The organism is Streptomyces spectabilis (assembly GCF_008704795.1).
Lineage (GTDB): Bacteria > Actinomycetota > Actinomycetes > Streptomycetales > Streptomycetaceae > Streptomyces > Streptomyces spectabilis.
In genome coordinates, this window is record NZ_CP023690.1 from 5,870,777 (window position 1) to 5,895,281 (window position 24,505).

At 70.7% G+C, this 24,505-nt stretch carries 21 protein-coding genes and 1 riboswitch; of the genes, 9 read left to right on the plus strand and 12 right to left on the minus strand.

Annotated features, from left to right (window positions below; translation table 11 throughout):
• Window positions 1-31 precede the first annotated feature (31 nt).
• The 6 genes from CP982_RS25890 to CP982_RS25915 form a co-directional block, all read right to left on the minus strand.
• On the minus strand, window positions 32-925 hold the full coding sequence (locus CP982_RS25890; RefSeq protein WP_184926475.1) for a hypothetical protein: 894 nt from the start codon (window positions 923-925) through the stop codon (window positions 32-34).
• Window positions 926-1,138: 213 nt separating this feature from the next.
• Complete coding sequence (locus tag CP982_RS25895) at window positions 1,139-1,483, minus strand: hypothetical protein (RefSeq protein ID WP_150512680.1); 345 nt, start codon at window positions 1,481-1,483, stop codon at window positions 1,139-1,141.
• A gap of 276 nt (window positions 1,484-1,759) precedes the next feature.
• Window positions 1,760-2,107: a hypothetical protein gene (locus CP982_RS25900; RefSeq protein WP_150512681.1), complete on the minus strand. Its 348-nt coding sequence runs from the start codon at window positions 2,105-2,107 to the stop codon at window positions 1,760-1,762.
• Window positions 2,108-2,357: 250 nt separating this feature from the next.
• Window positions 2,358-2,864 carry a hypothetical protein gene (locus CP982_RS25905; RefSeq protein ID WP_150512682.1) on the minus strand — a complete coding sequence of 169 codons (507 nt, stop codon included), beginning with the start codon at window positions 2,862-2,864 and terminating at the stop codon, window positions 2,358-2,360.
• A 350-nt stretch (window positions 2,865-3,214) separates the two neighbouring features.
• Window positions 3,215-3,442 (minus strand): DUF397 domain-containing protein, encoded by a 228-nt coding sequence (locus CP982_RS25910; RefSeq protein ID WP_150512683.1) that lies wholly within the window; start codon window positions 3,440-3,442, stop codon window positions 3,215-3,217.
• Window positions 3,439-4,275, minus strand: a complete 837-nt coding sequence (locus CP982_RS25915; protein WP_150515704.1) for a helix-turn-helix domain-containing protein — start codon at window positions 4,273-4,275, stop codon at window positions 3,439-3,441. The genes CP982_RS25910 and CP982_RS25915 overlap by 4 nt, the downstream gene beginning before the upstream one ends.
• 174 nt (window positions 4,276-4,449) lie before the next feature.
• On the opposite strand from CP982_RS25915, the gene tgmA reads away from it, so the two are divergent.
• From tgmA to CP982_RS25950, 6 genes are all read left to right on the plus strand, one after another.
• A complete protein-coding gene (gene tgmA / locus CP982_RS25920) occupies window positions 4,450-4,725 on the plus strand; it encodes a putative ATP-grasp-modified RiPP (protein ID WP_229879819.1) in 276 nt (91 codons plus the stop codon).
• 11 nt (window positions 4,726-4,736) lie between these two features.
• Window positions 4,737-5,696, plus strand: coding sequence for an ATP-grasp ribosomal peptide maturase (gene tgmB, locus CP982_RS25925; RefSeq protein WP_150512684.1), 960 nt, complete (start codon window positions 4,737-4,739; stop codon window positions 5,694-5,696).
• Between the two features lie 610 nt (window positions 5,697-6,306).
• Entirely contained in the window at window positions 6,307-8,076 is a 1,770-nt protein-coding gene (gene ltrA, locus CP982_RS25930) for a group II intron reverse transcriptase/maturase (RefSeq protein ID WP_150512685.1), read from the plus strand.
• Between the two features lie 140 nt (window positions 8,077-8,216).
• Complete coding sequence (tgmC, locus tag CP982_RS25935; RefSeq protein ID WP_150512686.1) at window positions 8,217-9,338, plus strand: ATP-grasp peptide maturase system methyltransferase; 1,122 nt, start codon at window positions 8,217-8,219, stop codon at window positions 9,336-9,338.
• 415 nt (window positions 9,339-9,753) lie between these two features.
• A complete protein-coding gene (locus tag CP982_RS25945) occupies window positions 9,754-10,278 on the plus strand; it encodes a DUF6879 family protein (RefSeq protein ID WP_150512687.1) in 525 nt (174 codons plus the stop codon).
• 178 nt (window positions 10,279-10,456) lie between these two features.
• Entirely contained in the window at window positions 10,457-11,086 is a 630-nt protein-coding gene (locus CP982_RS25950; RefSeq protein WP_170316492.1) for a hypothetical protein, read from the plus strand.
• An 11-nt stretch (window positions 11,087-11,097) separates the two neighbouring features.
• On the opposite strand, the gene CP982_RS25955 is transcribed toward CP982_RS25950, so the two are convergent.
• Both CP982_RS25955 and CP982_RS25960 read right to left on the minus strand, forming a co-directional pair.
• On the minus strand, window positions 11,098-14,082 hold the full coding sequence (locus CP982_RS25955; RefSeq protein ID WP_150512689.1) for a tetratricopeptide repeat protein: 2,985 nt from the start codon (window positions 14,080-14,082) through the stop codon (window positions 11,098-11,100).
• Window positions 14,083-14,279: 197 nt separating this feature from the next.
• Entirely contained in the window at window positions 14,280-14,627 is a 348-nt protein-coding gene (locus CP982_RS25960; RefSeq protein ID WP_150512690.1) for a hypothetical protein, read from the minus strand.
• 218 nt (window positions 14,628-14,845) lie between these two features.
• On the opposite strand from CP982_RS25960, the gene CP982_RS25965 reads away from it, so the two are divergent.
• On the plus strand, window positions 14,846-15,193 hold the full coding sequence (locus tag CP982_RS25965) for a hypothetical protein (protein WP_150512691.1): 348 nt from the start codon (window positions 14,846-14,848) through the stop codon (window positions 15,191-15,193).
• 82 nt (window positions 15,194-15,275) lie between these two features.
• Here the strand turns inward: CP982_RS25965 and CP982_RS25970 are convergent, their stop codons facing one another.
• The 3 genes from CP982_RS25970 to CP982_RS25980 are packed head-to-tail and all read right to left on the minus strand — an operon-like array spanning window position 15,276 to window position 17,924.
• On the minus strand, window positions 15,276-16,223 hold the full coding sequence (locus CP982_RS25970) for a polysaccharide deacetylase family protein (protein WP_229878541.1): 948 nt from the start codon (window positions 16,221-16,223) through the stop codon (window positions 15,276-15,278).
• Between the two features lie 10 nt (window positions 16,224-16,233).
• Window positions 16,234-16,905 carry an NAD(P)H oxidoreductase gene (locus CP982_RS25975; RefSeq protein WP_150512692.1) on the minus strand — a complete coding sequence of 224 codons (672 nt, stop codon included), beginning with the start codon at window positions 16,903-16,905 and terminating at the stop codon, window positions 16,234-16,236.
• Window positions 16,905-17,924 carry an NADP-dependent oxidoreductase gene (locus CP982_RS25980; protein WP_150512693.1) on the minus strand — a complete coding sequence of 340 codons (1,020 nt, stop codon included), beginning with the start codon at window positions 17,922-17,924 and terminating at the stop codon, window positions 16,905-16,907. The genes CP982_RS25975 and CP982_RS25980 overlap by 1 nt, the downstream gene beginning before the upstream one ends.
• Before the next feature lie 367 nt (window positions 17,925-18,291).
• Here CP982_RS25980 and CP982_RS25985 point away from each other — a divergent pair, with 367 nt between their 5' ends.
• Complete coding sequence (locus tag CP982_RS25985) at window positions 18,292-21,585, plus strand: AfsR/SARP family transcriptional regulator (protein WP_150512694.1); 3,294 nt, start codon at window positions 18,292-18,294, stop codon at window positions 21,583-21,585.
• Here CP982_RS25985 and rocD read toward each other — a convergent pair.
• Entirely contained in the window at window positions 21,582-22,784 is a 1,203-nt protein-coding gene (gene rocD / locus CP982_RS25990; protein ID WP_150512695.1) for an ornithine--oxo-acid transaminase, read from the minus strand. The genes CP982_RS25985 and rocD overlap by 4 nt on opposite strands.
• Window positions 22,785-22,955: 171 nt before the next feature.
• Window positions 22,956-23,046, plus strand: a riboswitch (ZMP/ZTP riboswitch).
• Between the two features lie 42 nt (window positions 23,047-23,088).
• On the opposite strand from rocD, the gene CP982_RS25995 reads away from it, so the two are divergent.
• Window positions 23,089-24,384, plus strand: a complete 1,296-nt coding sequence (locus CP982_RS25995) for a serine hydroxymethyltransferase (RefSeq protein ID WP_150515707.1) — start codon at window positions 23,089-23,091, stop codon at window positions 24,382-24,384.
• Window positions 24,385-24,505 lie beyond the last annotated feature (121 nt).

Genomic DNA, 24,505 nt, shown 5'->3' on the forward strand with positions numbered 1-24,505 from the left:
CGGCGGGCACCCGAGGCGGGGGTAGAGAAAGCTATACCCGCGCCCCGCGCAGGGCCGTTCGGACGGCGAGGGCGCCGCGTGCGGTGGCCTGGACGGCGGCCCGGTGCACCGCGCGGTCCTGGCGGCAGCTTCCGCACCGGTCCTCACCGGCCACCGGCCGGAACACCAGCGGCTGTGGATGCGGGCCCGCGCACTCCCGCAGCGCGGCGACGGGCGCGGGCTGCGGGCGGGGCGGTGGGGGGTCGCTGAGCAGGTGGCGCACGAGGCCGCCCGGCTTGTGGATGACCGGGGGCAGGTTCCGGCGGATCTCGTCCCGTACGCCGTCCGGGGTGTGACCGAGCGTCAGCCACTTCCCGGCAAGCTCGGTGAGCTGGGGCAGCATGCCGCGAGGTACGCGCAGGCGCGGGTCGAGGCTGGGGAGTTCCTGGATGAGGCGGTGCGCTTCGGGCAATTCCGGGGCGGGCGCGGAAGGTTGGGGGGTGTTCACCGGGGGTGTTCGGTTAGGAGGACCGCCGACGTCCCGGCCCGCTGGTCCGCCGACGGCCGGGGCCTTGTCACTCGGAGGCGCGCCCGAGTCGTCGTCGCTGTCGCGCCGGACGTCCCCGCTCCACACGGCGGAAGCCTGCTCCGGCGACAGGGGGACGTTCGAGAGGAGCTGGTGGGTGCACCAGCGGCCTCGCGGGCCCTGTACGCGCCACTCGTGGAGGTAGCCCTCGTCCTTTAACTCCCGCTTGGCGCGGTTGAATCCGGCGCGGCGGACGCGTGCCTTCGCGGCGGTGGCGGAGAGCGCTTCGTCCTCTCCCTCGGGGAGGGAGAGCTGCCAGGTGAGAATCCGTACCGCGTCCGAGCCGAGCCGGGGATGTCGGATGATCTCGTTCGGCGTCTGGGAGAAGAAGCGGGTGGGGGCGATAACATGACGAAGCATTTCGGGTGCTCCTTACGCAAGCACTCGGAGTGAAGGCCCTCGCTGCTGGTTGCCGCCAGCGCGGGGGCCGTTTTGTCTGCGGTCACCGTACATCAACTCGCGTGTACGTACGGTCACTTCGCGATACGAGATCCGTTCGGCAGCCCCGGGCCATGACACGGCTCCGCCCCGGTGCGGGCCGTGGTGGCTCGTACCGGGGCGGAGTGGGGTGGCTCACACAATCTCGAAGATCACGGACTTGAACTTCACATCGGCGCCGAACTCCTGGCCTTGGACGATCTTCGTGGTCGTGCCCTCGCAGCCCTCTTCGCTGTAGAGCATGGCTTCGGAATCGCCCACGTCGTTGCTCGGCGAGAACGCGCTGCCGGGCTTGCCCTCGACCTCGGGGATATTGATGCACGCCCTCGCCTCCGGTTCCTCCAGCTTCCCAGCAGTTGGGTTGGCCGAGTCGCCGTACTGGTAGTGGAAGAAGCCGACGGTGGCGTTGGCCGAGGTGGGGATGGTCACGATGAGGGCGAGGGCGCCGAGGGCGGCGCCGATTGCGTGACAAGGACGCATGGGTTCTCCTGTTTGGGCTGCCGTGGTCTGGGGCTTGTGGAGCGTGTCGTGCCTTGTGCACCGGAGTTCGTGACGGCTGGTGCGGACCATCCGTACGGCGTGCGCGGCGACGATGCTGCTTGGTTCACGTGGGTGTGTGTGGCGCCGCGTGAGGCCGGATCGAGCGGCCGCCGGTGAACTCCCGTGCCGCGCCGCTGTGGTGGGGCGTGGGGTGTTGCTACGCGGCACCGCCCTGGTGCGGGCCGTGGTGGCTCGTACCGGGGCGGAGCGGGTGGCTCAGGTGGCCGTCTCGACGAGGATCGACTTGAACTTGACCTCGGGCCCGAGCTTCGTCGCCGGGGGGACCTTCGTCTTCGTGCCTTGGCAGTCCTCTTCGGTGAAGACGAAGGTGTCGTGCTCCTGCATGGTGCTCTCGGGCGCGAAGGCGGTGTCGTTCTTGCCCTCGACCTCGATGACGTTGAGGCACTCGGACATGGCCGGATCCTCGAAGGAGCCCGTCTTCGGGCTGGCCGGGTCGCCGTACTTGTAGAAGAGATCGCCCTGAACCGCGTTGGCCGAGGTGGGGATGGTCAGGACGAGGGCGAGGGCGCCGAGGGTGGCACCGACTGTGTGGCGAAGACGCATGACGGGGATTTCCTTCTGTTCAGCGGCAGCCGACCAGCTGTCAGCCATCCGGAATGAGCATCTCCGGTAAATCGTTTCCATGACTCCCGGTTCGAAGGCGCTCTGAGGTGATCAAGGGGCGCACGGAAGCAACGCCGCTGCTCACTGTGGGTGCTTGCGCGCTCCGCCATACGGGCTGCGCGGTCGCGTTGGCTTCGCTTGCGGCTCGACTCAACGCGACCTCGCAGCCCTGCGGCTGTCCGCCGTGTGGCTACAGCGCCGGGCGGGTGACGGTGAAGTCGCCCTGGGCCTTGTTGGTGATGGTCGGATCGGTCATCTTCCCGGTCATCTGGGTGACGCGGGTGGACTGCGGATTCAACGGCGTGGTGTCGCAGTGGATGCTGGTGGTCCTGCCGTAGCCGGTCGGGGACTGGAAGAAGATCTTGCCCCGGCCCAGGTTGTCGACCTCCAGGCTGAAGCTACTGGTGGTGGACACCTCCTGGTCGGACTGCAGTTTGGCGTTGACCTGGAGGATGTTGCTGTTGGGTGCCTGCGAGGTGATGGTGATCGGGTACTTGAACGTGTTGTTGTCGATGACCACGGTCAGGGTCCCGGTGAACGGGACGGCCGGGGCGACGGTGCCCGAGAAGTCGGAGATGACGCCGCCGCACTTGTTCGGCGTGGCGGCTTTGGCGGTGGCGGGGCTCGCGGCGCAGAGGGTGGTCATCGCCAGGGACGCGGCGACGACGAGGGCGCTCGTGCGGGTGCGGTGGGACATGGGGACACTCTTTTCCGCAGGGTCCAGCGACTCGTCGACCCGGCCTTGGCCGTCACGTCGTGTACTCACCGATGGACCGTATTCGTGGTTCGGCGAACGTGACTCCGGAAAGCCCCCCTGGACCAAGTCCCCAGGAATAGGTGATCCGACTTCAACAGCCGTGTGTGCCATCGAGATCCGCTCGATCGCACAAGCGGATCGTTACACCGGTGATCACGGTCCGCCACACGAGCGCTGCCGCCCCGCCTTTCACCAGGTGGGGCGGGGTGCCGCAGGGGGCCCTGCAAAGGGCCAGGGCCCTAGGGAACAGGGCCCTGGCGGGGGTTGGAACGGTCGCGGCGCGCGTACGGCTATTCGGTGGTGCCGCGTATGAAGCCGACCCAGGCGGCGGGGTTGACGGTGAGGCGGGGGCCGTCGGGGTTCTTGGAGTCGCGGACGAGGACGGCGTCGGGGGTGGCGGCCATCTCGACGCACTCGGGCTCGTCTGCACTGCTGTAGCTGCTCTTGCGCCAGGCCACTTCGACGCAGTCCGGCCCGTCGGCGGTGCTGTAGCTGCTCTTGACCCACTTCAGTGTCATGTCTCTCCCCGCACTTTCTCGATGAAGGCCAGTGACTCCCGAGGCGTGAGAGCCTGCGCCCGGATCATGCCATAGCGCATTTCGAGGGTCTGGATGTCGCGCGGATCGGTAACCAGTCGGCTAACGAGTTGAACGGCGAGGTGGCCGACGTTGTCGCCGCCCTTGAGCTTGAACACGGTGAGGGAACCGCCCATCCCGGCGTTCTCCTCCCGATCCAACGGCAGAACCTGAATGGTCACGTTCCTCAACTGCCCGACCTCCAACAAACGTTCGAGCTGCCCACGCATCACCATCCTTCCCCCGTTGGCCCGACGCAAAGTCGATTCGCACTGCACGAAGCTGAAAACAGGCCGCCCCGACGCGTGGTCCACGATCTCCTGCCGAGCCATGCGGCCGGCGACCCGGCGCTCCACCTCGCGCTCGGGGAACGGGGGCTGTCGATTGCGCACCTCGGCCAGTGCGTACTCCTCCGTCTGCAACAACCCATGGATCAAAGAGTTGTTGTACGCGCACAGCTCAACGGCCTGCGCCTCCAGCTTCGCCAGATCCCGAACCTTCTTCGGGTAACGAGCCTTCTCCGCGTCCTTCTTGAGCGCCTTGAGGTGGCCGCTGGCGTGAAGGACGTCGTCGGCGCGCTCCAGGAACTCCGGCCGGGGGATGCGAACCCCGCGTTCGACCTTGTGGATCAGGTCCTCTCCGTAGCCCATGAGGCTGGCGAACTCGACGGCCCGCAGCTCCGCGGCTTCGCGCCACAACTTGAGCTGGCGGCCGATGAGTTCGGCGATCGCGATGGACTCGCCGTCGGCGTCGACCTCCCAACCGACCTCGTCCATGTCCTCGTTGCCGTCCAAGGCGCACCTCCCGGGGGCCGTACGGGCGTAGTCGCCGCCGAGCCTAGGACCGGGCGGCGCCGCGCGGTCACACCCAGCGAGAAGTCACCCGAACCGGTGCGCGGGCCGGGGCGGCCCGCCACGATGGAGGCACGGTAACGGGACCAAGGAGGAGACGTGAACACGAGCACCTCGACGGCGGAGGCGATCTCTCAGACCCCGTGGGGGTTCGGTCGTATGGCTCCGCTGCGCAACGGTTCCCCCTCACCCTGGCGGTACGCGGGCGTTGATCCGGTGACGCAAACCGGCCGGTGGATCGGGGAGGACGGAGCGATGGTCCCGGCTGAACTCGGGAAGCACGGTACGAGCGTGAACACCTACCCGCCTACTCAGGTCGGCAAAGACGGCAAGGTCGACCCGGACACGGGCCAGGACGCGGAGCAGGACGAATAGGAGGCAGCGCCATGGACGGACGTCCGGTGTTGGTCTCCACGCGGGCAGAGGACGCAACCGCGGATGTGGTCATCGCAGAGTTGAACCGGCGCCGTGTGCCCGTCCTCCGGTTCGACCCCGGGCGGGACTTCCCCGCTCGCGCGGTGATCGCCGCCCGTACGAGTGCGGACGGCTGGGCCGGGCACCTCGCGGTCGGGGACCGTACGGTGGACCTGTCCGGCGTACGCGCCCTGTATCACCGTCGGCCGAGTGCCTACGTGACGGACAGCGGCGAGCAGGCCGCGCGGTTCGCCGCTCAGGAGAACCGGCGTGGACTGGGCGGAGTGCTCGGCGCGCTGCCGGGGTGCCTGTACCTCAGTCATCCGCAGGCCATCGCGCGGGCGGAGTACAAGCCCGCGCAGTTGGCAGCGGCGGCCCGGGTGGGGCTCAAGGTCCCGGCCAGCTTGATCACGAACGATCCGATGGAAGCCAAGGAATTCTGCGCCGCGCAGCCGACGATCTACAAGCCCTTGTACGCGGGGACGTACGACGTCGGGGGCGAGCCCGCCGGAATCTGGGCCGCCCCGGTCGCGGCGGGGGAGGTCGACGGCGCAGTGAGCCACAGCGCGCACCTGTTCCAGGCGCAGGTGCCCAAGGTGGCGGACGTGCGCGTGGTCGTCGTCGGCGATCAGGTGTTCACCGCGCGCATCACCGCGCCGCCCGGTGTCGTGGACTGGCGGGCCGAGTACCAGAGCCTCACCTATGAGCCGGTCGCCTGCCCGGAGGAGATGCGCGGGGCACTCGTGCGGTTCCTCTCCGCTTTCGGACTGAGCTTCGGCGCCTTCGACTTCGCCGTGACCGGTGACGACGGATGGTGGTTCTTGGAGTGCAATCCCAACGGACAGTGGGCGTGGCTCGGTGCGACACGAAGTCGCGTACGGCGAGTGAACTCGCAGATTGGAGACCGGTTATGCCGGATGCGTAGTTCCTGATCAGTGTTCGAGATCAGTCTCCGCCCTGACGTGCGTTCACAGGTCCTGCCTGTAGAGGGTGCGAAGCTCAGGGTAAACGCCTAAGGGCCCCCGTTCCGTCCGGGGGAGCAACCAGGCAAGGAGAAGGCCGAGCGGGCGAACGTAAGTGAACCTCTGATGATGTCTCGTTAGCCCAAACTCTGGGTGACGGAGAATCAACCAGGGTGATAGAGCCTAGCCGTTGGAAGAGGCGGCAAGCGGCGACCGGACAGAAGCCGTCGGTCGTGGGAACACCGCTGGCTCCGGGGCATAGGGGGCGCCCACCCCGGCCGTATCTCGTGTACGCGGAACGTGGAAACCCCGTCGGGGTCCGGGCCTTCTGGCCCGGTAGGCCGATCGTAAGAGGGGCGGAACCCCTCGGCGGGAAAGGAAGCCCAAGAAGCGGATGCCGGCTGCCGAAAGGCAACAGGATTCAGGGCAATTTGCCACCCCTCCAGGTAGCCGCCCTGGGGAACTGGCCGGATGCCGGTCCTGGCGACCGGTCCCGAAAGGGAGCTGACGTGGGCTGGTGAGCCTTTGAACTTCGAGGCCGACGCCTCACGAACCAAGGGACAAGTTGGAGGCCAATACGGTGAACGGACCCAAGGACGTTCCCGAATGGGACGCCATCACCTGGCGTCACCATGAGGAGAACGTAGTGAGACTGCGGCGGAGGATCTTCAAGGCGACGCGGGACGAGGACTGGGCCACGGTCCGGTCCTTGCAGAAGATGATGCTGAGGTCATGGTCGAACACGCTACTCAGCGTGCGGCAGGTGACCCAGCGCAATGCTGGACGCCGAACGGCTGGGATTGATGGGGAAACTGCCCTGACGCCCGAGACCAGGATGGCAGTGGCCATGCGCGTGCACCGCACACGGTCGTCCTGGGATCCGCTGCCGGTCCGGCGTGTGTACATTCCGAAGGCCAACGGGAAGCAGCGCCCGCTCGGAATTCCTGTGATCGTGGACCGGTGCCATCAGGCTCGGGTCCGCAATGCACTTGAGCCTGAATGGGAAGCGCGATTCGAGCCGAGATCGTATGGGTTTCGTCCCGGTCGTAGCTGCGCGGATGCAATCGGCGCCCTCTACACCACGCTGAAGGGCGTTCACGCCAAGAGGCTGTGGATTCTGGACGCCGACCTGTCCGCCGCGTTCGACAGAATCGGTCATAAACCATTGCTCGAAGCACTCGGATCGTTTCCTGCCAGGAAAATGATCCGTGGGTGGCTGAAAGCAGGAGTGGTCGAGGACGGTATGGTCAAGCCGACCGAAGAGGGGTCTCCTCAAGGTGGCGTGATCAGCCCGTTGCTGATGAACGTGGCACTCCACGGGCTGGAAGAGGCCGCCGGGGTCCGCTATCTGACGTCCGGCGTCAACGCCGGACAGATGGAGAGGGGGGCTCCTGTTCTGGTGAGGTACGCCGACGACATGGTTGCCTGCTGTCACTCGCAGCAGCAGGCTGATCAGGTCAAGGCACAGATTGCGACGTGGTTGGCGCCCAGGGGACTGACCTTCAATGAGGATAAGACGCGCATTGTGCACCTCGCCGATGGGTTTGACTTCTTGGGTCTCACTATCCGCCGGTTCCGCGACAGCAAGCTGATCATCACTCCGAGCAACAAGGCGGTCAAAAGGCTGAGGAAACGGCTCGCGGACGAGATGCGCTCTCTGCGTGGAACGAACGCGAAGGTGGTCATCGCCAAGCTCAACCCGATCATCAAGGGCTGGGCTGCCTATTACCGGGGTGTCGTGTCCAGTCGAATCTTCACATCGCTGGACACCTATGTGTGGCGGCTCACTTACAAGTGGGCCAGATATACGCACCCAAACAAGTCGAAGAAGTGGATCGTGCGCCGCTACTACGGCAAGTTCAACGTGTTCCGGAACGACCGCTGGGTGTTTGGAGACCGCGACAACGTCAGTGAGAGCGGGACGACATTCCACATGGTCAAGTTCGCCTGGACGAACATTGTCCGGCACCAGTTGGTCGCAGGCGGAGCGTCACCCGACGACCCCGGCCTGACCGACTACTGGGCCAAGAGGCGAAAGAGGGTCAAGCCTCCGCTGGACAGTTACAACCTGCGCCTGCTAGCCAGGCAGGACGGTCGCTGTCCGCTCTGCGGGGACCACATCCTCATCGCCGAACAGCCGCCGCAATCCCCGCACGAATGGGAACGCTGGTGGCTGAGCACCGTCCGTAGAGCAATAGCAGCCAGCTATCTCACTCATCACGGACGCGGCACGCCGGGCGGAACACAAACACGCCTTGTACACGCCTCCTGCCATCGCGGGCTTCAAGCCCGTCAACGCAGAAAGCCGAAGCTCGAATCATCTCCCGCAACGCCCTTGCGGCTTGCTTGAGCCGTGTGCGTCGAAAGGGCGCACGCACGGTTCTGAGGGGGCGGGGACGCAGCAATGCGTCCCCGCTACCCGACAAGACGCGGTCGGGCTGCCGATCAGTACCGCGATCGCCGACCTGTTGGAGAACGGAGTGAGCCATCATGACTGACCCCTTGCCCGCGGAACACCTACGGGCCGAGCTGGCGCGGAACCTGTCCAAGAGCGGTGCGCTACGTGGCCCCCAGTGGGAAGCGGCCGTTCTGTCCGTCCCCCGCGAGGCGTTCCTCGCGCGTGGCTGGTTCGAGTACGAAGAGGGCGGCTGGTACCGGCCCACTGCCGGGGACACCGCTGCGGATCTCGCCCGGATCTACGAAGACGACACCCTCGTCACGCAGGTCGCCGGGGCGGTCTTTCCCGACCAGGTCGAGGGGCGTATCGCGGCGGCCCCCTCGTCCTCGTCCACCCTGCCGAGTCTGGTCGTGCGGATGCTCGAAGACCTGCGGGCGACCGAGGCAACGCGCGTACTGGAGATCGGCACGGGCACGGGCTACTCAACGGCGCTGCTGTGCCATGTCGTGGGCGAGGACAACGTGATCACGGTGGAAGTCGACGCGGAGGTGTCCGCCCGCGCCGGAATCGCGCTCGCGGGCGCCGGATTCTGGCCCACGCGGGTGGTCGGTGACGGCCTTGTGGGATGCGAGGACCGGGGCCCGTACGATCGCGTCATCGCCACCTGCGGCGTGCACACGGTGCCAAGTGAATGGCTCGCTCAGACCCGTCCCGGCGGTGAGGTCCTGGTCACGGTCGGCGGGTGGATGCACGCATCCGAACTCGTACGGCTCACGGTCGCCGACGACGGCACGGCCAGCGGCCCGGTTCTCGGCGGACAGGTCTCGTTCATGCTGGCCCGCCCACACCTTGCGCCCCCTCTCGAAATCCTGCCGAACTTGGGCGAGGGCGACGCGATCCCCGCCGAGCTGGGCGCCGATGTACTCGACCACTGGACAGCCCGGTTCGTCGCACAGTTCGCCGCGCCACGCGTACAGCGGCTCACCCTGGAACGGCACGGCCGACCGGAACACGTGATCATCGACGTGGAGGCCGGATCCTGGGCCGCTGTCTTCGAGGACGGCGGACGATGGATGGTCCGCCAGGGCGGCCCGGCGCGCCTGTGGGACCAGATCAGCGAACGCGTCACCGGCTGGCAGGCGGACGGGCGCCCGCCCACCGACCGAATGCGACTGCACGTCGGCCCCGACGGGCAACACCTCACATGGGCGTAGCCGCACCCTGACACCCCGAACCGACGGTCAAGACTGCTTGTGCCGCTCCCAGTAGGTGGCGAATGGCACAGCGACGGCAAGGGCCCGGTCCCGGTACCCCCGGTACTCGCTCAGCTGGTCCGCGGGCCAGAAGTCGTGATCCGGCAGCCCCTCCACAGGCTGCTCGATAGTCGGTCCACGGGGACGGGAGGACGTGGACGCGGGACACCTGCTTGCCCTTGTCGGTCATGGACCGGACTCAGTCGTACTCGGCCCGGGTCTCAAGGCGGAACGCGGTTTGCTCGAAGGTGTCGAAGAGACGGCCGAATGCTTCACCGGCCAGTTGGGTGTCCACGTTTTCCCCTCGTCCTCCGGGCGGAACGGGAAGGGTAGCGTGAGCCGGGCACTCGGCTGCGGGTTCTGAGGGAGGCTCTCCGTGCTCTTGGATGGTGACGGCTGGCGCCGGTACTTCGACGCTTTCGAGCGGGAAGCGTGGCGATTCGAGGCACAGCCCACCTACACCGTGCCCAAGGAGCAGGCCAATGTGGCCCGTTTCCTGCGCGGCGAGGCCAAGCCCGCCGACCACAACGTCCGCTGGCACGAACGGGTGCGCGGATACGTGGTTTCCGGCAGGTACGTAGGCCGTGTCCGCGTCGTACGCCAACCACTCACGGACTACCAGCGGTACCAGTTCGCGTGGGGAATCCCCGGCAACATCGCGGCCGGTGAGGACATCCGCGTACTGGACGTGACGCGGGAGGACCACGGCTTGCCGCTCTCCGGCCGGGACTGGTGGATGTTCGACGAGACCCGGGTGGCCCACCTGAACTTCCGCCCGGACGGCACACAGATCAACCGCGAGGCCTATGAGGGCGACCCCGCCCCCTACCAGCATTGGAAACGGACCGCCCTGGAACGCGCTGTGCCTTTCGAGGAGTACGTGAAGGGCCTCGACGTGTGAGCCTGGCGCACCGGCCGGGTGCGCGAACCGGCCCCCGTTGAGGCCCCGTTGAGTACGCGTTGAACCCCCGCTGGCAGCGTTCCGTGACGGCGGCCGCAGACCACGGCTGCCGGTAAACGGAGGGGACACAGAGATGAAGCGCTCGCTCAGAGCACTGTTAGCCGGCGTAGTGGCCACCGTGGCGCTCGGTGCCAACGTCGTCGCGGCCGGGACCAGTTCGGCCGACACCTGGCGCGGCAGCGGGTTCGACCGCAACTGCGCCCGGGGGAACGGGTCGTGGGACCACCTCAGGTCCGGGATGTGTCTGCGCGCGGGGGACCACATCTCGACGCCCATCATCTTCGGCAGCTCCGGCCCCGGCGGCATGGTGGCCACGCAGGAGGGGTACCGCGCCGATTACCAGCCGGACGGCAACTTCGTCATCTCGCACTGGAAGACCTGGATCCCGCCGGAGGTCGGCGGGCCGCCCAACTTCACGAAGCTCGCCAAGCTGATCATGCAGTGCGCGGTGGGCGGCGACTGCGGCGAGGGCGACACGGTCGTCGACGTGCTGTGGAGCTCCGGCACGAGCGGCCGGAGCGCCGGGGCGGCGGTCATGCAGGGCGACGGCAACTTCGTCGTGTACGACGACGACGGCCGCCCCGTGTGGAACAGCGGCACGCACGCCTGCCGCGACCGGTACGTGTGGGCCCGCATGCAGCAGGACGGCAACTTCGTCCTGTACAAGGGCCACGCGGCGGGCGAGGGCGCCGACAAGTGGCGGGCCGTCTGGTCCACCAAGGGCGGCCGCACCGGCGAGCCCTGCTGAGACACCCAGCGTCAGCCGGTGCCACCGTGTTCGGCGAGGAGACGGTGGCACCGGCGGGCTCGGGCGGCCAGGGGGCCGTCGAGGGGGAAGAGTTCGCTCAGGTACAGGAGCGCTTCCGTGGTGTTCTTCCGGTCCGGACGGGAGGACAGGAAGTCGTCGGCCGCCTCGGTTACGTCGTGCGACGGTTCGAGGACCACGCGCTGGAGCAGGCGGAAAACGTGCCTCCTGGCGGACGGGGGCAGGTCACGTGTGAAGAGCTCTGACCACTGCTCCGCGCCCGCCTCGGGGCCCGACTCGACCGTGTTCAGCATCGCCGTCTCGAAGAGAAGAGCGACGGTTTCGCCCTGGAGCGCTACAGCCCTGGCGAGGTCGGCCCGCGCTCGGGGGAAGTCCCTGGACTGCCGGTGGGCGACGCCGCGCAGGCGCAGGGGGCGGGCCTGATCGGGGGCGGCGTCGAGGACGGCGGTGAGGTCTTCGATGGCGTCCTCGCAGCGCCCGGCAAGGCGGTGAGCGTTGCCGCGCCGCGTGAGGACGCTGAGGTCGTCAGGCTCCGCGTCCACCACGGTGGTGAGGTCCGCGACGGCGTCGTCGAACCGGCCAGCCTCCTGGTGGAGGGCACTGCGGCACAAGAGCGCCAGCGTGTTCACCGGGTTGAGTTCGAGTACGGCGGCGAAGTCCTCGAGCGCCGGATCGTGCTGCCCGACAATGAAGTACGTGGCTCCGCGCAGCGCGCGCGGAACCGTGTCCGTGGGGTCGTGCTCCACCGCCGTGGTGAAGTCGGCGATGGCCGCCTCGTACCGACCGGCCTCCCGGTGGAGCACCGCCCGCTGCGTGAGCGCGAAGGTGTACCTGGCGTCGAGCCGGAGCGCGCAGGTGTAGTCCGCGATCGCCTCCTCGCCCCGGCCGAGCTTCCGCAGGGCCGTGCCGCGCTGTACGAAGGCGAACGCGGAGTGAGGGTCAAGCTCCAGGGCGGCGGTGAGGTCCTTGACCGCGTCCTCGTACCGCTCCGTCTTGACGCGCGCGCGGCCGCGCAGCATCAGAGCCTTCGCGTGGGCCGGATCGGCGTCAAGGGCGGCCGTCAGGTCGGTGATCGCCTCTTCATGGTGGTCGCCCCTGAGACGCAGGGCACCCCGCACGACCCTGGCCAGATGGTCGTTGGGGCGCAGGTCGATCACGGTGGTGAAGTCGGCGATGGCGTCGTCGAGTTGGCCGAGCGCCTGATGGGCGCCGCCGCGATGTCCCCAAGCCGTGGCATCACGGGGATTCAGGGCGACGGCACGGTTCAGCTCGGCGAGGGCCTCCTCGTGGCGGTCGGCGCTGCCGAAGCAGCGGCCGCGCTGACGATGCGCCCGCCCCCGCCCCTCCACACTCAGCGAGCCGTGCTCAAGGAGCGCGGCAAGGGCGGCCAGCTTGGGCTCGTCCCCGGTGACCGCCGCGTCCAGCCTCCGGGCCCACGCCAACAACCCGGCGTCCACCGTGTCGTACGCCGCCAGCTGCAGCACGTCCACCCACTGCCTCAGCACCGCCACGTCCTGCCCGGCGGCGTGGACGGCCTCCTCAAGGGCCGCCGCCAGTTGGCACGTCGGCTGGGCGCACAGGCGGTGGTACGTCTCGTCCAGGCGGTGCCGCAGCCAGCGCGCGTCGCTCCAGAGCTTCGGCCGGGGCAGGTCCCGCTCGGCGGCGGCACGCCACGCGGCGTGCGCGTCGGCCAGGCGCAAGTGGGTCTCGGTCCACCGCTGCGGGGAGTGCGCCTGCTGCTGGCGCACCATGCTGGCCCGTACCACCGCGTGGTAGTGCTTGAAATCCCCGTGCCCGCTGACGAAGGGCTGGCCGCACAGCCAGCCCCACCGGCCCCGCGCCTCCTGCGGCACCGCCGCCGCGAAGACGTCCTCGTTCAGGCGGGGAGCAAGCGCGCACGCGAGGATCGCGTCGCGGTCGTGGGGATCGTTGACCCATTGCACGAACCGGTCCACGGCCACGTCCACGACATCCGCGTCCGCGCCCACGTCCTCGGCGCTCTCGGGCTCGGCAAGCGCGAGGAGTTCGACGAGCAGCGGCAGGCCGAGGGATAGACGCAGGACGGCGTCCACCACGCACGGCTCCGTCACCCCGCGCGCCGCGAGCAGCGTCCGCGTCTCCGTCTCGGTGAACTCCGCGAGCGGTACGTCCACCACGTGCGGCCGCAGTGGTGCCCACGGGCGCTCGGCCAGCACGCCGCGCCCGGCCATCACCACCAGCACGTTCATGGGGAGGGTGCCGGAGGGATCTTCGAGGAGGTCGCGCAGCCACTCGTCCAGGAGGCCGCCGGTCTGTTCCCACGTGTCGAAGAACAGCACCACCCACGGGTGCCTTCCGCACAACCGGCCGAGCTCCGCGACGAACGCCCGGTTCATGCCCGACGCGTCCACGCCCCGGCCCCGGCGGCCCCGGCCCCGCGCCCCGGCGCGCAGCCGGTCGAGGCCCTGCGCGGCCGCGTCCGGGCTCGCCATCGACGTGGCCGCGCCCACCCCGGGCAGGAACGACGCCGCGCCGAGCACCGCCTGCGCCGCGACCCGGCTCGACATCGAGGCGTCGGCCTGGACCGCGTCCGCGCCCTCCGCCAGGAGCAGCTCCGCGGCGGCGGCCTCCTGGTCCTTGCGGTACTGCTCCGCCGCCTTGTCGAACTCCTTGAGCGGGCCCGCCTGTTCGGCCAGCTGCCGGGCCAGCTCCACCAGGGCCTGCGGCACCCCGTGCGCGTCGCCCTCGTCCACCACGGCCGTCAGCGCGCCCGCCCGCCGTGCCGCCTCCTGCCACTGCCGCAGCAGCGTGGACTTGCCGACGCCGCCGACGCCCCGCACGTGGAACAGGAAGTCCGCGGGATCCTGGGACGACGCCGGGTCCTTGGCCAGGTTCTCCGAGAACAGCGACACCTGCGCCTGCCGGCCCACGAACCGCGCCCGCGTGCGCTCCCGGATCAGCTCGCCCCGCGACCGCCCCCGGCTCCCCGCCCCAGCCATGCCCCTACCTCCACCCGGAGCGATGCCCCACCCCGGTCTGCGCGAGCCCTACGCGCGCCATGCTGCCACTCACCGCGCCGTGGCGCGGGCGGTATGCGCCGCGAGGAGGGGTGGCAGAGGAAAGCCGCAGTGGCGAACGGCGGGGCCCGGAAGGGGAGGCCCCGCCGTCGTGTGAGGGTGCCGGGTGCGGGAGGGCGCTAGCTGCCGAACTTCACGCTGTAGAGCTTGGAGCCGAAGTTGTTGGAGTACTGGCCGGGTTGGAGGGTGCCCCACTCCCTCTCGCAGTTGGCGTCGAAGTAGACCCTGGCGGTGGCGTTGGTCTGGTTGGACGCGCCAGTCGCGTGGTAGAGGAGGGTGCACTGGTGGAGGGGCGGGTCGACGATCTGCTGGCTGCCCGCCGTGGCCGACTCGTAGTAGAACGTGCCGCTGGCGTCGGCGTAGGCGCTGCTCATGGGCAGCGCGGCGAACAGCGTGAGCGCGGCGCCCGAGACCAGGGCCAGACGGCCCAGGCGGCGGCGCGGCGCTTCCTTGCGTGTGGTGGTCATGGGGCAACGGTTGCGCGCGAGAGGCGGGTGCGGCCAGGGAGTACGCCCCTGGGCGGTCGGGAAAGCGGGGCGGGAGGCGTGGGTGCGTCGCCCTGCGTACGCCCCTCGTGTGCGCCCCTCGTACAGGTGAGTCCGGTGAGGTCGGGGCATATGCGCGGATGTGGGTGGGAAGCGACTGCACGGTCCGTTGTCGTCAACCCCCCGAAAGGACCGCGCACATGCGCTTCCGTACCGCCCTGGCCGCCGCCGCGGGTGCCCTGGCCCTGATCGTCACCCTGCCTACGTCGGCCGCCGCGGCCGAGGGCCAGTTCCAGTACACGTACACCGGCCTCGACGGCTCTCCCCGTATCGCTGTCATTGACGACCCGGAGAGCTGGGAGTGCCACACCCTGCCCGAGGTGGCTGACCCGGGAGCCAGCTCGCCCGCGCACTCGCCGCGCAACAGGACGGACGAGTACGCCACGGTCTTCACGGGGCCGGACTGCGACGGTGACTCCTTCACGCTGCGGCCCCACACCGGCTACGGCTCCGAGCGCCTGAAGCTCCGCTCGGTCCTGTTCTTCTGACGCGCGCCAGCCGGAACGGCCCGCGCCGCCCGCGCTCTTCGTGAGCGTGGGCGGCGCGTTGGGTGCGTACCGGTGGGGGCGTTCAGTTCCGCTGGGTCCGGAAGTGCTCCGCTATCTCGTCCGACGTCGTCGTCCACACGCCGGGGTGGTTCACGATGTACTCCAGGGCCTGGTCCAGGTACTTGGCGCGGAACGCCTGGCCGATGACGAAGGGGTGCAGGGCCAGCGGCATGACGCGCCCGCTGTCCGTGGCCTCCGCCTCGGCGTACAGCTGGTCGACCTGGTCCTTGAGCATCTGCACGAAGTCCGGGCCCGACGTGTGCTTGCTGACGAACAGGCCGATGTCGTTCAGCTCCACCGTGTACGGCACGCTCAGGACGCCCGGCTCGTTCAGGGCGAAGGGCTGGTCGTCGGCCGTCCAGTCCAGTACGTAGTCGATGCCCAACTCCTTCGCCAGGCGCGGGGTGTTGAACGTCTGGGTCAGGCCCGGACCCATCCAGCCGCGCGGCCGCGTCCCCGTCGTCCGCTCGATCGTCTCGACGATGTCCTTGAGGGCCGCGCGCTCCTCGTCCTCCGTGAGGCCGGTGTGCAGGTCCGAGTTGGTCTTGCCGTGCGCGAGCCACGCCCAGTTCCGCTCCCGGCCCGCCTCGATGATCTGCGGGTAGCGGTCGCCGACGTCGGAGTTGAGCAGGACGCTGGCGCGCACCCCGTGCCGGTCCAGGGTCTCCATGGTGCGCCAGAAGCCCACCCGCGCCCCGTAGTCGCGCCAGCCGTGGTTGAGCGGGTCGGGGGTCAGCTCCATGGTGCCCGGGTAGATGCTCGTGGAGGGCTTGCCGATCTCGAAGTGCTCGACGTTCAGGCCGATGTAGAAGGCGACGCGCTTGCCTTCCGGCCAGTGGAGCGGCTCGCGCTCGACGATGGGGCTGTAGTCGTAGAGCTTGTTGTCCATCACGATCACCCTCTGGAGTGGTTCGAGCGGCCTGCGGTGGCCGCCGCCCGCGGTGTTTCCCTCCCGCTTGCGTGCCTCCATCGTCAAACCCTCACACTGATGTGAAGGTCAAGGCGGCCTCGGCTGTGACGCCCGTCACGCGGGGTGGGGGGGCGGGTTCCTGGGCCGGGAGCAGCTCGTCGAGCGCCGCGTCCAGGATCTCGAACGCGCCCGCCCCCGCCTCCGCCTCCGCGCCCGCCGTCAGCGAGTCGTACACGTACCGCACCGACGTCCGCTCCGGCGCGATCCCGCAGTACTCCGAGATCCCCTTGCGGAGCACCCGCGTCACCGTCTCCTGCCAGCCCGCGTCCACGAACTTCGCCCGGTCGTACGCCGTCAGTCCGAGCCACAGCATCCGGGTCCGGGCGAGCGGGCCGCCGCCCCGACGGCGGCCGTACGCGAATCCGTGGTTCCACACCCGGTCGATCCAGCCCTTGAGCAGTGCCGGAAGGCCGAACCACCACACCGGGAAGACGACCACGATCGCGTCGGCGTCCGCCACCCGCCGCATGTGGGCACGTACTTCGGGAGAGTACGCCTTCTGCGGATCGGCCCAGTCGGGCTCGTCATCGGGCGTCATCCGGGGGTCGAAACCCTCCGCCTCCAGGTCGAGGAAGTCCACGGCGTGGCCCTCGGCGGTGAGGCGGTCCCGGGCGTGCCGGGCGAGGCCCGCGGTGAGCGAGTCGGTGCGCGGATGCCCGGTGACGACGAGCACCCTGGCCATCACTCGGCCCCGTCGGCGAGGCGGACCAGCATCTTGCCGGTGTTGGCGCCGCGCAGGACGCCGAGGAACGCCTCGGGTGCCCGCCCGATCCCGTCCACGACGGTCTGCTCCGTCCGCAGCGAGCCGTCCGCGAGCATCGCGGCCGCCTTCCCCACCCACTCGGGGAACAGGTCGAAGTGGCTGGTCACGAGCATGCCGCGGAGGGACGCCTCCTGCTTGGCGGCCTGGAAGAGGTTGTTCGGACCGGGGACGGGCGTGGTGCTGTTGTACTCGCTGATCGCGCCGACCATCGCGATGCGGCCCTCCCGGCGGATGGCACCGATGGCGGCCTGGAGGTGGTCGCCGCCCACGTTGTCGATGTACACGTCGATGCCGTCGGGCGCGGCCTCGGCGAGCTGTTCGGGCAGGCCGCCCTGCCGGTAGTCGATCGCGGCGTCGTACCCGAACGTGTCGAGCAGCTTCTTCGTCTTCTCCGGCCCGCCCGCCGAACCGATCACCCGGGACGCGCCGAGCGCCCGCGCCACCTGCCCCGCGACGCTGCCCACCGCTCCCGCGGCGGCCGACACGAACACGACGTCGCCCTCGCGGACCGGGGCGGTGCGCGTCAGGGCCGCGTACGCCGTCAGGCCGGTCGTCCCCAGCGGGCCCAGGTACGCGGACGGCGGGACGAGCGAGGTGTCGACCACCGTCGCGGTGGCCGCGTCGACGAGGGCGTACTCCCGCCAGCCGGCGAAGTGCGTGACCGTCGCGCCGACCGGTATGTCCGGCGAGCCGGAGGCCACGACCTCGCCGACCGCGCTCCCCTCCAGCGGGGCGCCGAGCTCGAACGGCGGGATGTAGGAGGGCGCGTCGTCCATGCGGCCGCGCATGTACGGGTCCACGGACATCCACAGGTTCCGGACGAGCACCTGGCCCTGCGGGGCGGTGTCGGGGAGGGCGGTGGTGGCGAGGGCGAAGTCGGTGGGGCGGGGGGTGCCCTGGGGGCGGGCGGCGAGGCGGATCTCCTGGGACTTGGGCATGGCGGTTGCTCCTGGGGTGGTGGTGGGGTGTGGCCTGGGCGGCTGCCCTGTTCACGGGACTCACCATGCCTGCGGCCGCGCACGAACCACTGACGCCCCACGCACGGGCCCCTCCCCACGCCGGGCTCACCCCCACCCACCCGCCCCCGTCGCGCTGCGTCCTCACCTCGACCTTCGGCCCGGCTCCAGAACCGCGCTAACGCGCTTGTCCTCAAACGCCGGACGGGCTGAAGGACCTCCGGTGCGGGCCCGCAGACGAGATCCGGCCTGTGCGGGCACCAATCAGCCCGTCCGGCGTTTGAGGACGAGGCGCGGAGCGCCGATCACCCCGCTGACCAGCCCGGCAAGGGCCACGTAACGTGACCGCATGCGATTCGAGGTGCTTGGCCCCCTGGCGGTGCGTACCGACGACGGCGCCCTCATACCGGTGCCGGAACCGAAGGTGCGGACCCTCCTCGCCGCCCTGCTCGCCCGCACAGGGCACCCCGTCCCGGCGGACACCCTCGTGGAGGACCTGTGGGGCGCCGGGAAGCTCCCGGCCAACCCCGCCAACTCCCTCCAGACCAAGGTCTCCCAGCTCCGCCGGGCCATCGGCCGCGACACCGTGGCGTACGGCCCCGCGGGCTACCGCCTCGCCCTGGCCGAGGGCGCCACGGACGCGGCCCGCTTCGAGACCCTGACGGCGCGGGCGTACCGCACGGACACCGGCCCCGCCGAGCAGGCGTCACTCCTGACCGGCGCCCTGGCCCTCTGGCGCGGCCCCGCCTACGCCGACTTCCCCGACGCGGACTTCGCCCGTGCCGTCGCCGCGCGCCTGGAGGAGCAGCGCCTCACCGCCCAGGAGACCCTGGCGGAAGCCCGCCTGGCCCTCGGCGAACACGCCCTGCTGGCCGACGACCTCACGGACCTGGTGGCCCGCGAACCGTTGCGCGAGCGGTTGCGCGCGGCCCACATGCGCGCCCTCTACCGCGCGGGCCGCCCCAGCGAGGCCCTGGCCGCCTACCAGGACCTGCGCACCCGCCTCGCCGACGAACTCGGCACCGACCCCGGCCCTGAACTCGCCGCCCTGCACGAGGCGATCCTGCGCCAGGACCCCGGCCTCGCGCCCCCGCCCACCGCCGCGGCGGCAGCTCCCGCCGCGGCACCCCCGCGCACCAACCTCCCCGCCGCCACCACCCGGCTCGTCGGTCGAGCCGACGCCGTGACGCGCGTCCGCGAACTGGTGCGCCGCGAACGCCTGGTGACCCTCACCGGGCCCGGCGGCGTCGGCAAGACCCGCCTCGCCCTGGAGGCCGCAGCCGACCTCATGGACGACTTCCCCGACGGCATCTGGCTTGTCGAACTGGCCGGAACGACGGCGGACGGGGTCCTGGAGGCCGTGGCGTCGGCAGTGGGGGTCCGCGAGGACGAGGCCGCCCGCCAGGCATTCGAGGACGAGCCCGCGGCGGCACCGGCGGGCGGCCCGGCACCGGCGGGCGGCCCGGCGCCGGGCCCTCAGGACGGCGCGGGCCCGGGGAATCCCCGGCAGGCGCATCTCACCCGGGCCCTCGCCGCCCGTCGCGCGCTGCTGCTTCTCGATAACTGCGAACACGTCCTCGACACCGCCGCCGACCTCGTCGCCCACCTCCTCCGCCGCGCCCCACACCTGCACGTCCTCACCACCAGCCAGGAACCCCTCGCCCTCAGCGGCGAGACCCTGGAGGCCGTCGTACCGCTCGGCGAGGACGAGGCGGTGCGGCTGTTCGCCGAGCGGGCCGCGGCCACCGCGCCCGGCTTCGTCCTGAGCGACGACAACCGCGAGGCCGCCGCCCTCATCTGCCGCCGTCTCGACGGCATCCCCCTCGCCGTCGAACTCGCCGCGACCCGCGTCCGCGCCCTCGGTGTGCACGCCCTCGCCGACCGGCTGCACGACCGCTTCCGCCTCCTCAACCAGGTGCGCCGCGACGCCCCGGCCCGGCAGCGCACCCTGCGCGCGATGATCGACTGGAGCTGGGAGCTGCTGTCCGCGCCGGAGCGCCGCGCCCTGCGCCAACTGGCCGTCTTCCGCGGGGGCTTCACCCTGGAGAGCGCGGAGGCCGTCCTGGGGGAGGACGAGGCCGGGGGTGACCCCGTGCTCGACCTCGTCGCCCGGCTCCTCGACCGCTCCCTCCTGGCGACCGCAGGGACCGGCCCCGACGGCGGCGGCCCCGTCCGTCACCGCCTCCTCGAATCCGTCGCCGCGTACAGCCTCGAACGCCTCGCGGAGGCAGGCGAGTCGAAGGATGTGGCACGGCACCACGCCCACCACTACACCGACCTCGCCGAACGCGCCGCGCCCGCCCTGCACGGCCCCGACCAGCGGCACTGGCTGCGCCGCCTCGACGCCGAGACCGTGAACCTGCGCGCCGCCCTCGACTGGGCCGCCGCCGAGGCCGACACCCCGCTGGCGCTCCGCCTCGTCAACGCCCTGACCTGGTACTGGTATCTGCGCGGCCGCCTCACCGAAGCCATCCGCTCCCTCGCCGTCGCCCTGAGCCTGCCCGCCGCGCACGGGCCCGCGCGGGCCTCCGCCGCCGCGGCCCGCGGCGCCTTCTCGCTCCTCGCCGGGGAGAGCACGTGCGCCCACGGCTCCGCGTGCGTCCACGACACTGACGACACCGGCACCGGCACCGGCACCGGCACCGACGGCGCCGACGCCCGCTCCGGCTGGCTGCTCGCCTTCGCCCGCTGCGGCTTCGACCGCACCCCCGAGGAGGGGCGGCGCGTCGACGCGCTCCTCGCCGAGTTCCGCGCGGCGGGCGACCGCTGGGGCGAGGCCGCCACGCTCAGCACCCGTGCCACCCGCGCCCTGTACGCCGGCGACCTCGCGGTCCTGCGCCGCGACGCCACCCTCGCCGCCGGCCTCTTCGGCCAATTGGGCGACCGCTGGGGACAGTTGCAGTCCTCCGAACAGCTCGGCGTGCTCGCCGAGATCACCGCCGACTACGCCGGGGCCGCCCGCCTCCAGCACGACGGCGTCCGGGGCGCCGAGGAACTCGAACTCTGGACCGAGGTCTCCTTCCGCCTCTCCCGGCTCGGCCGCCTCGCCCTGCTCACCGGCGACGACACCCGCGCCACCGACCACCACGAACGCGCCGCCCGGCTCGCCGCCCGGCAGTCCCACCGGCCCGCCCAGCAGTTCGCCGAGACCGGCCTCGCCCTCGGCGCCCGCCGCCGCGGCGACCTGGACACCGCCGAACGCCTCCTGCTGCCCTGGCTCGACTTCAACCGCCGCTTCGGCATCTCCTCCGGCGCCGCGCTGATCCTCGCCCAACTCGGCTACGTCGCCGAACAGCGGGGCGACGCCGCCCGCGCCGCCCACCTCCACCGCGAAGGCCTCGACGCCGCCCGCGACACCGGTGACAACCGCGCCGTCGCCCTCGCCCTCGAAGGCCTCGCGGGCGCCCACGCCCTCGCGGGCACCCACGCGGAAGCCGCCGCCCTCCTCGGCCGGGCCGCCGCGCTCCGCGCCGCCGAGGGCGCCCCGCTGCCAGGGGCCGAGCGCGCCGACGTCGACCGCGCCACGGCCCGCGGCCGCACCGGCCTCGGCGCCGAGGCCTTCGACACCGCCTTCACGACCGCTTTCGACGCGGCCCGCGCACGGGGGGCGGCAGCCGCGCCCCCCGGCACCGCGGGCGGCTAGCCGAGCACCGCCCGGAGCTGGTCGAGGCCCCAGTCCAGGTCCTCCTTGCTGATCACCAGCGGGGGAGCGATCCGGATCGTCGAGCCGTGGGTGTCCTTCACCAGGACACCGCGCTCCATCAGCTTCTCGGAGATCTCCCGGCCCGTGCCGTGCGACGGGTCGATGTCGACGCCCGCCCACAGGCCGCGCCCGCGCACCTCCACGACCTTCCCGGAGCCCGCGAGCAGGCCCAGCTCCGCGTGCAGATGCTCGCCCAGCTCCGTCGCCCGCTGCTGGAACTCGCCCGTCTCCAGCATCGCGACGACCTCCAGGGCCACCGCGCACGCCAGCGGATTGCCGCCGAACGTCGAGCCGTGCTCACCCGGCCGGAACACCCCGAGCACGTCCGCGTCCGCCACCACCGCCGACACCGGCACCACGCCGCCGCCCAGCGCCTTGCCCAGCAGATACACGTCCGGCACCACGTCCTCGTGCTCGCACGCGAACGTCCGCCCCGTCCGGCCGAGCCCCGACTGGATCTCGTCCGCGACGAAAAGGACCCCGCGCTCGCGCGTCAACTCCCGCACCCCCGGCAGATAGCCGGGCGGCGGCACCAGCACCCCGGCCTCACCCTGGACCGGCTCGATGAGCACCGCCACCGTGTCCTCCGTGACGGCGTCCCGGAGCGCCCCCAGATCACCGAACGGCACGATGTCGAAGCCCGGCGTGTACGGGCCGTAGTCCGCCCGGGCCTCGGGGTCCGTGGAGAAGCTGACGATGGTCGTCGTACGGCCGTGGAAGTTGTTCGCCGCCACCACGATGCGGGCCCGGCCCTCGGGCACGCCCTTGACGCGGTAGCCCCACTTCCGGGCGGTCTTCACCGCCGTCTCCACGGCCTCCGCGCCCGTGTTCATCGGCAGCACCATCTCCTTGCCGCACAGCCGGGCGAGCCGTGCGCAGAACTCCGCGAAACGGTCGTGGTGGAACGCGCGTGACGTCAGCGTCACCCGCCCCAGCTGTTCCTTGGCGGCCTCGATGAGGCGTTCGTTGCCGTGGCCGAAGTTGAGCGCGGAGTAGCCGGCGAGCATGTCGAGGTACCGGCGGCCCTCGACGTCCGTCATCCACGCGCCCTCCGCCGACGCGACGACGACGGGCAGGGGGTGGTAATTGTGCGCGCTGTGCGCTTCGGCCGAGGCGATGAGGTCTTCCGTAGCGGTCACGGGGTCTCCGTTTCTCACGTTCGCACGTCGTTGTGCGATTCCTACGGCTACTAACGGCGCAAGGAGGTTCTCGCGTGTCGTAGGGGACGGGGCGGGTTCGTGGCCCAATACCTATCGTCGCTCGCTCCGGGAGCGAACCCTGACACGGTGGCCTGACCGTTACTCTGGTTTCCACAGCGCGGCGACTGGCGCACAGGGAATCGACCCTGAGGAAGCCGTGCGAGGCAGAACCTTCGAGGTGCCGAACGCCTGGGCACCCCGGGACAACGACCGGACACCATCACCGCTCGCCCCGGAGGACGCCATGAGCCACTCTTCTCCTTCCCCTTCCTCGCCCGCGCCGCAGCACCCGGCGCTCAGCGCCGCCGACCCCGAGCTGGCCGCCCTCGTCACCGCCGAGGAGCAGCTCCAGGCCGACACCCTCCGCCTCATCCCCAGCGAGAACTACGTCTCCGCCGCCGTCCTCGAAGCCTCCGGCACCGTCCTGCAGAACAAGTACAGCGAGGGCTACCCCGGCCGCCGCTACTACGAGGGCCAGCAGAACATCGACCAGGTCGAGCGCCTCGCCGTCGCCCGCGCCAAGGCCGTCTTCGGCACCGACCACGCCAACGTCCAGCCCTACTCCGGCTCCCCAGCCAACCTCGCCGTCTACCTCGCCTTCGCCGAGCCCGGCGACACCGTCATGGGCATGGCCCTGCCGATGGGCGGCCACCTCACCCACGGCTGGGGCGTCTCCGCCACCGGCCGCTGGTTCCGCGGCGTGCAGTACGGCGTCCGTGAGGACACCGGCCTGATCGACCTCGACGCCGTCCGCGAACTCGCCCTCAAGGAACGGCCCAAGCTGATCTTCTGCGGCGGCACCGCGCTGCCCCGCACCATCGACTTCGCCGCCTTCGCCGAGATCGCCCGCGAGGCCGGGGCCGTGCTCGTCGCCGACATCGCGCACATCGCCGGGCTCGTCGCGGGCGGCGCCCACCCCTCGCCCGTCCCGTACGCCGACGTGGTCTCCACGACCACCCACAAGACCCTGCGCGGGCCGCGCGGGGCGATGCTGCTCGCCCGCGAGGAGCACGCCAAGGCCATCGACAAGGCCGTCTTCCCCGGGCTCCAGGGCGGGCCCCACAACCAGACCACCGCCGCGATCGCCGTCGCCCTGCACGAAGCCGCACAGCCCTCCTTCCGCGACTACGCCCACGCCGTCGTCGCCAACGCCAAGGCCCTCGCCGATGCGCTGCTCGCCCGTGGCTTCGACCTCGTCTCCGGCGGTACGGACAACCATCTGATCCTGATGGACCTCACGCCCAAGGACGTGCCGGGCAAGGTCGCGGCGAAGGCCCTCGACCGGGCCGGGATCGTCGTCAACTACAACACCGTGCCGTTCGACACCCGGAAGCCCTTCGACCCCTCCGGGGTGCGGATCGGGACGCCCTCCCTCACGTCCCGGGGGCTCGGCACCGCCCATATGGAGACGGTGGCCGACTGGATCGACCGGGGTGTGCGGGCGGCGCACGACGAGGACGAGCACGCCCTGCGTAAGGTCCGCAGTGAGGTCGCGGACCTGCTGTCCGCTTACCCCGCGCCCGGGCTGGCCACGGGGTGACCCCCGTTCCCCCGGTGCGGGGCGCTGTGCTGGGGGCACGCCCTCGTTAATAGTTGCTCGGCGCCCGGGGCTGTGCCCACCCGTCCCGCCCTGCGGGACGATTGCCCACAGCAAGTCAGGT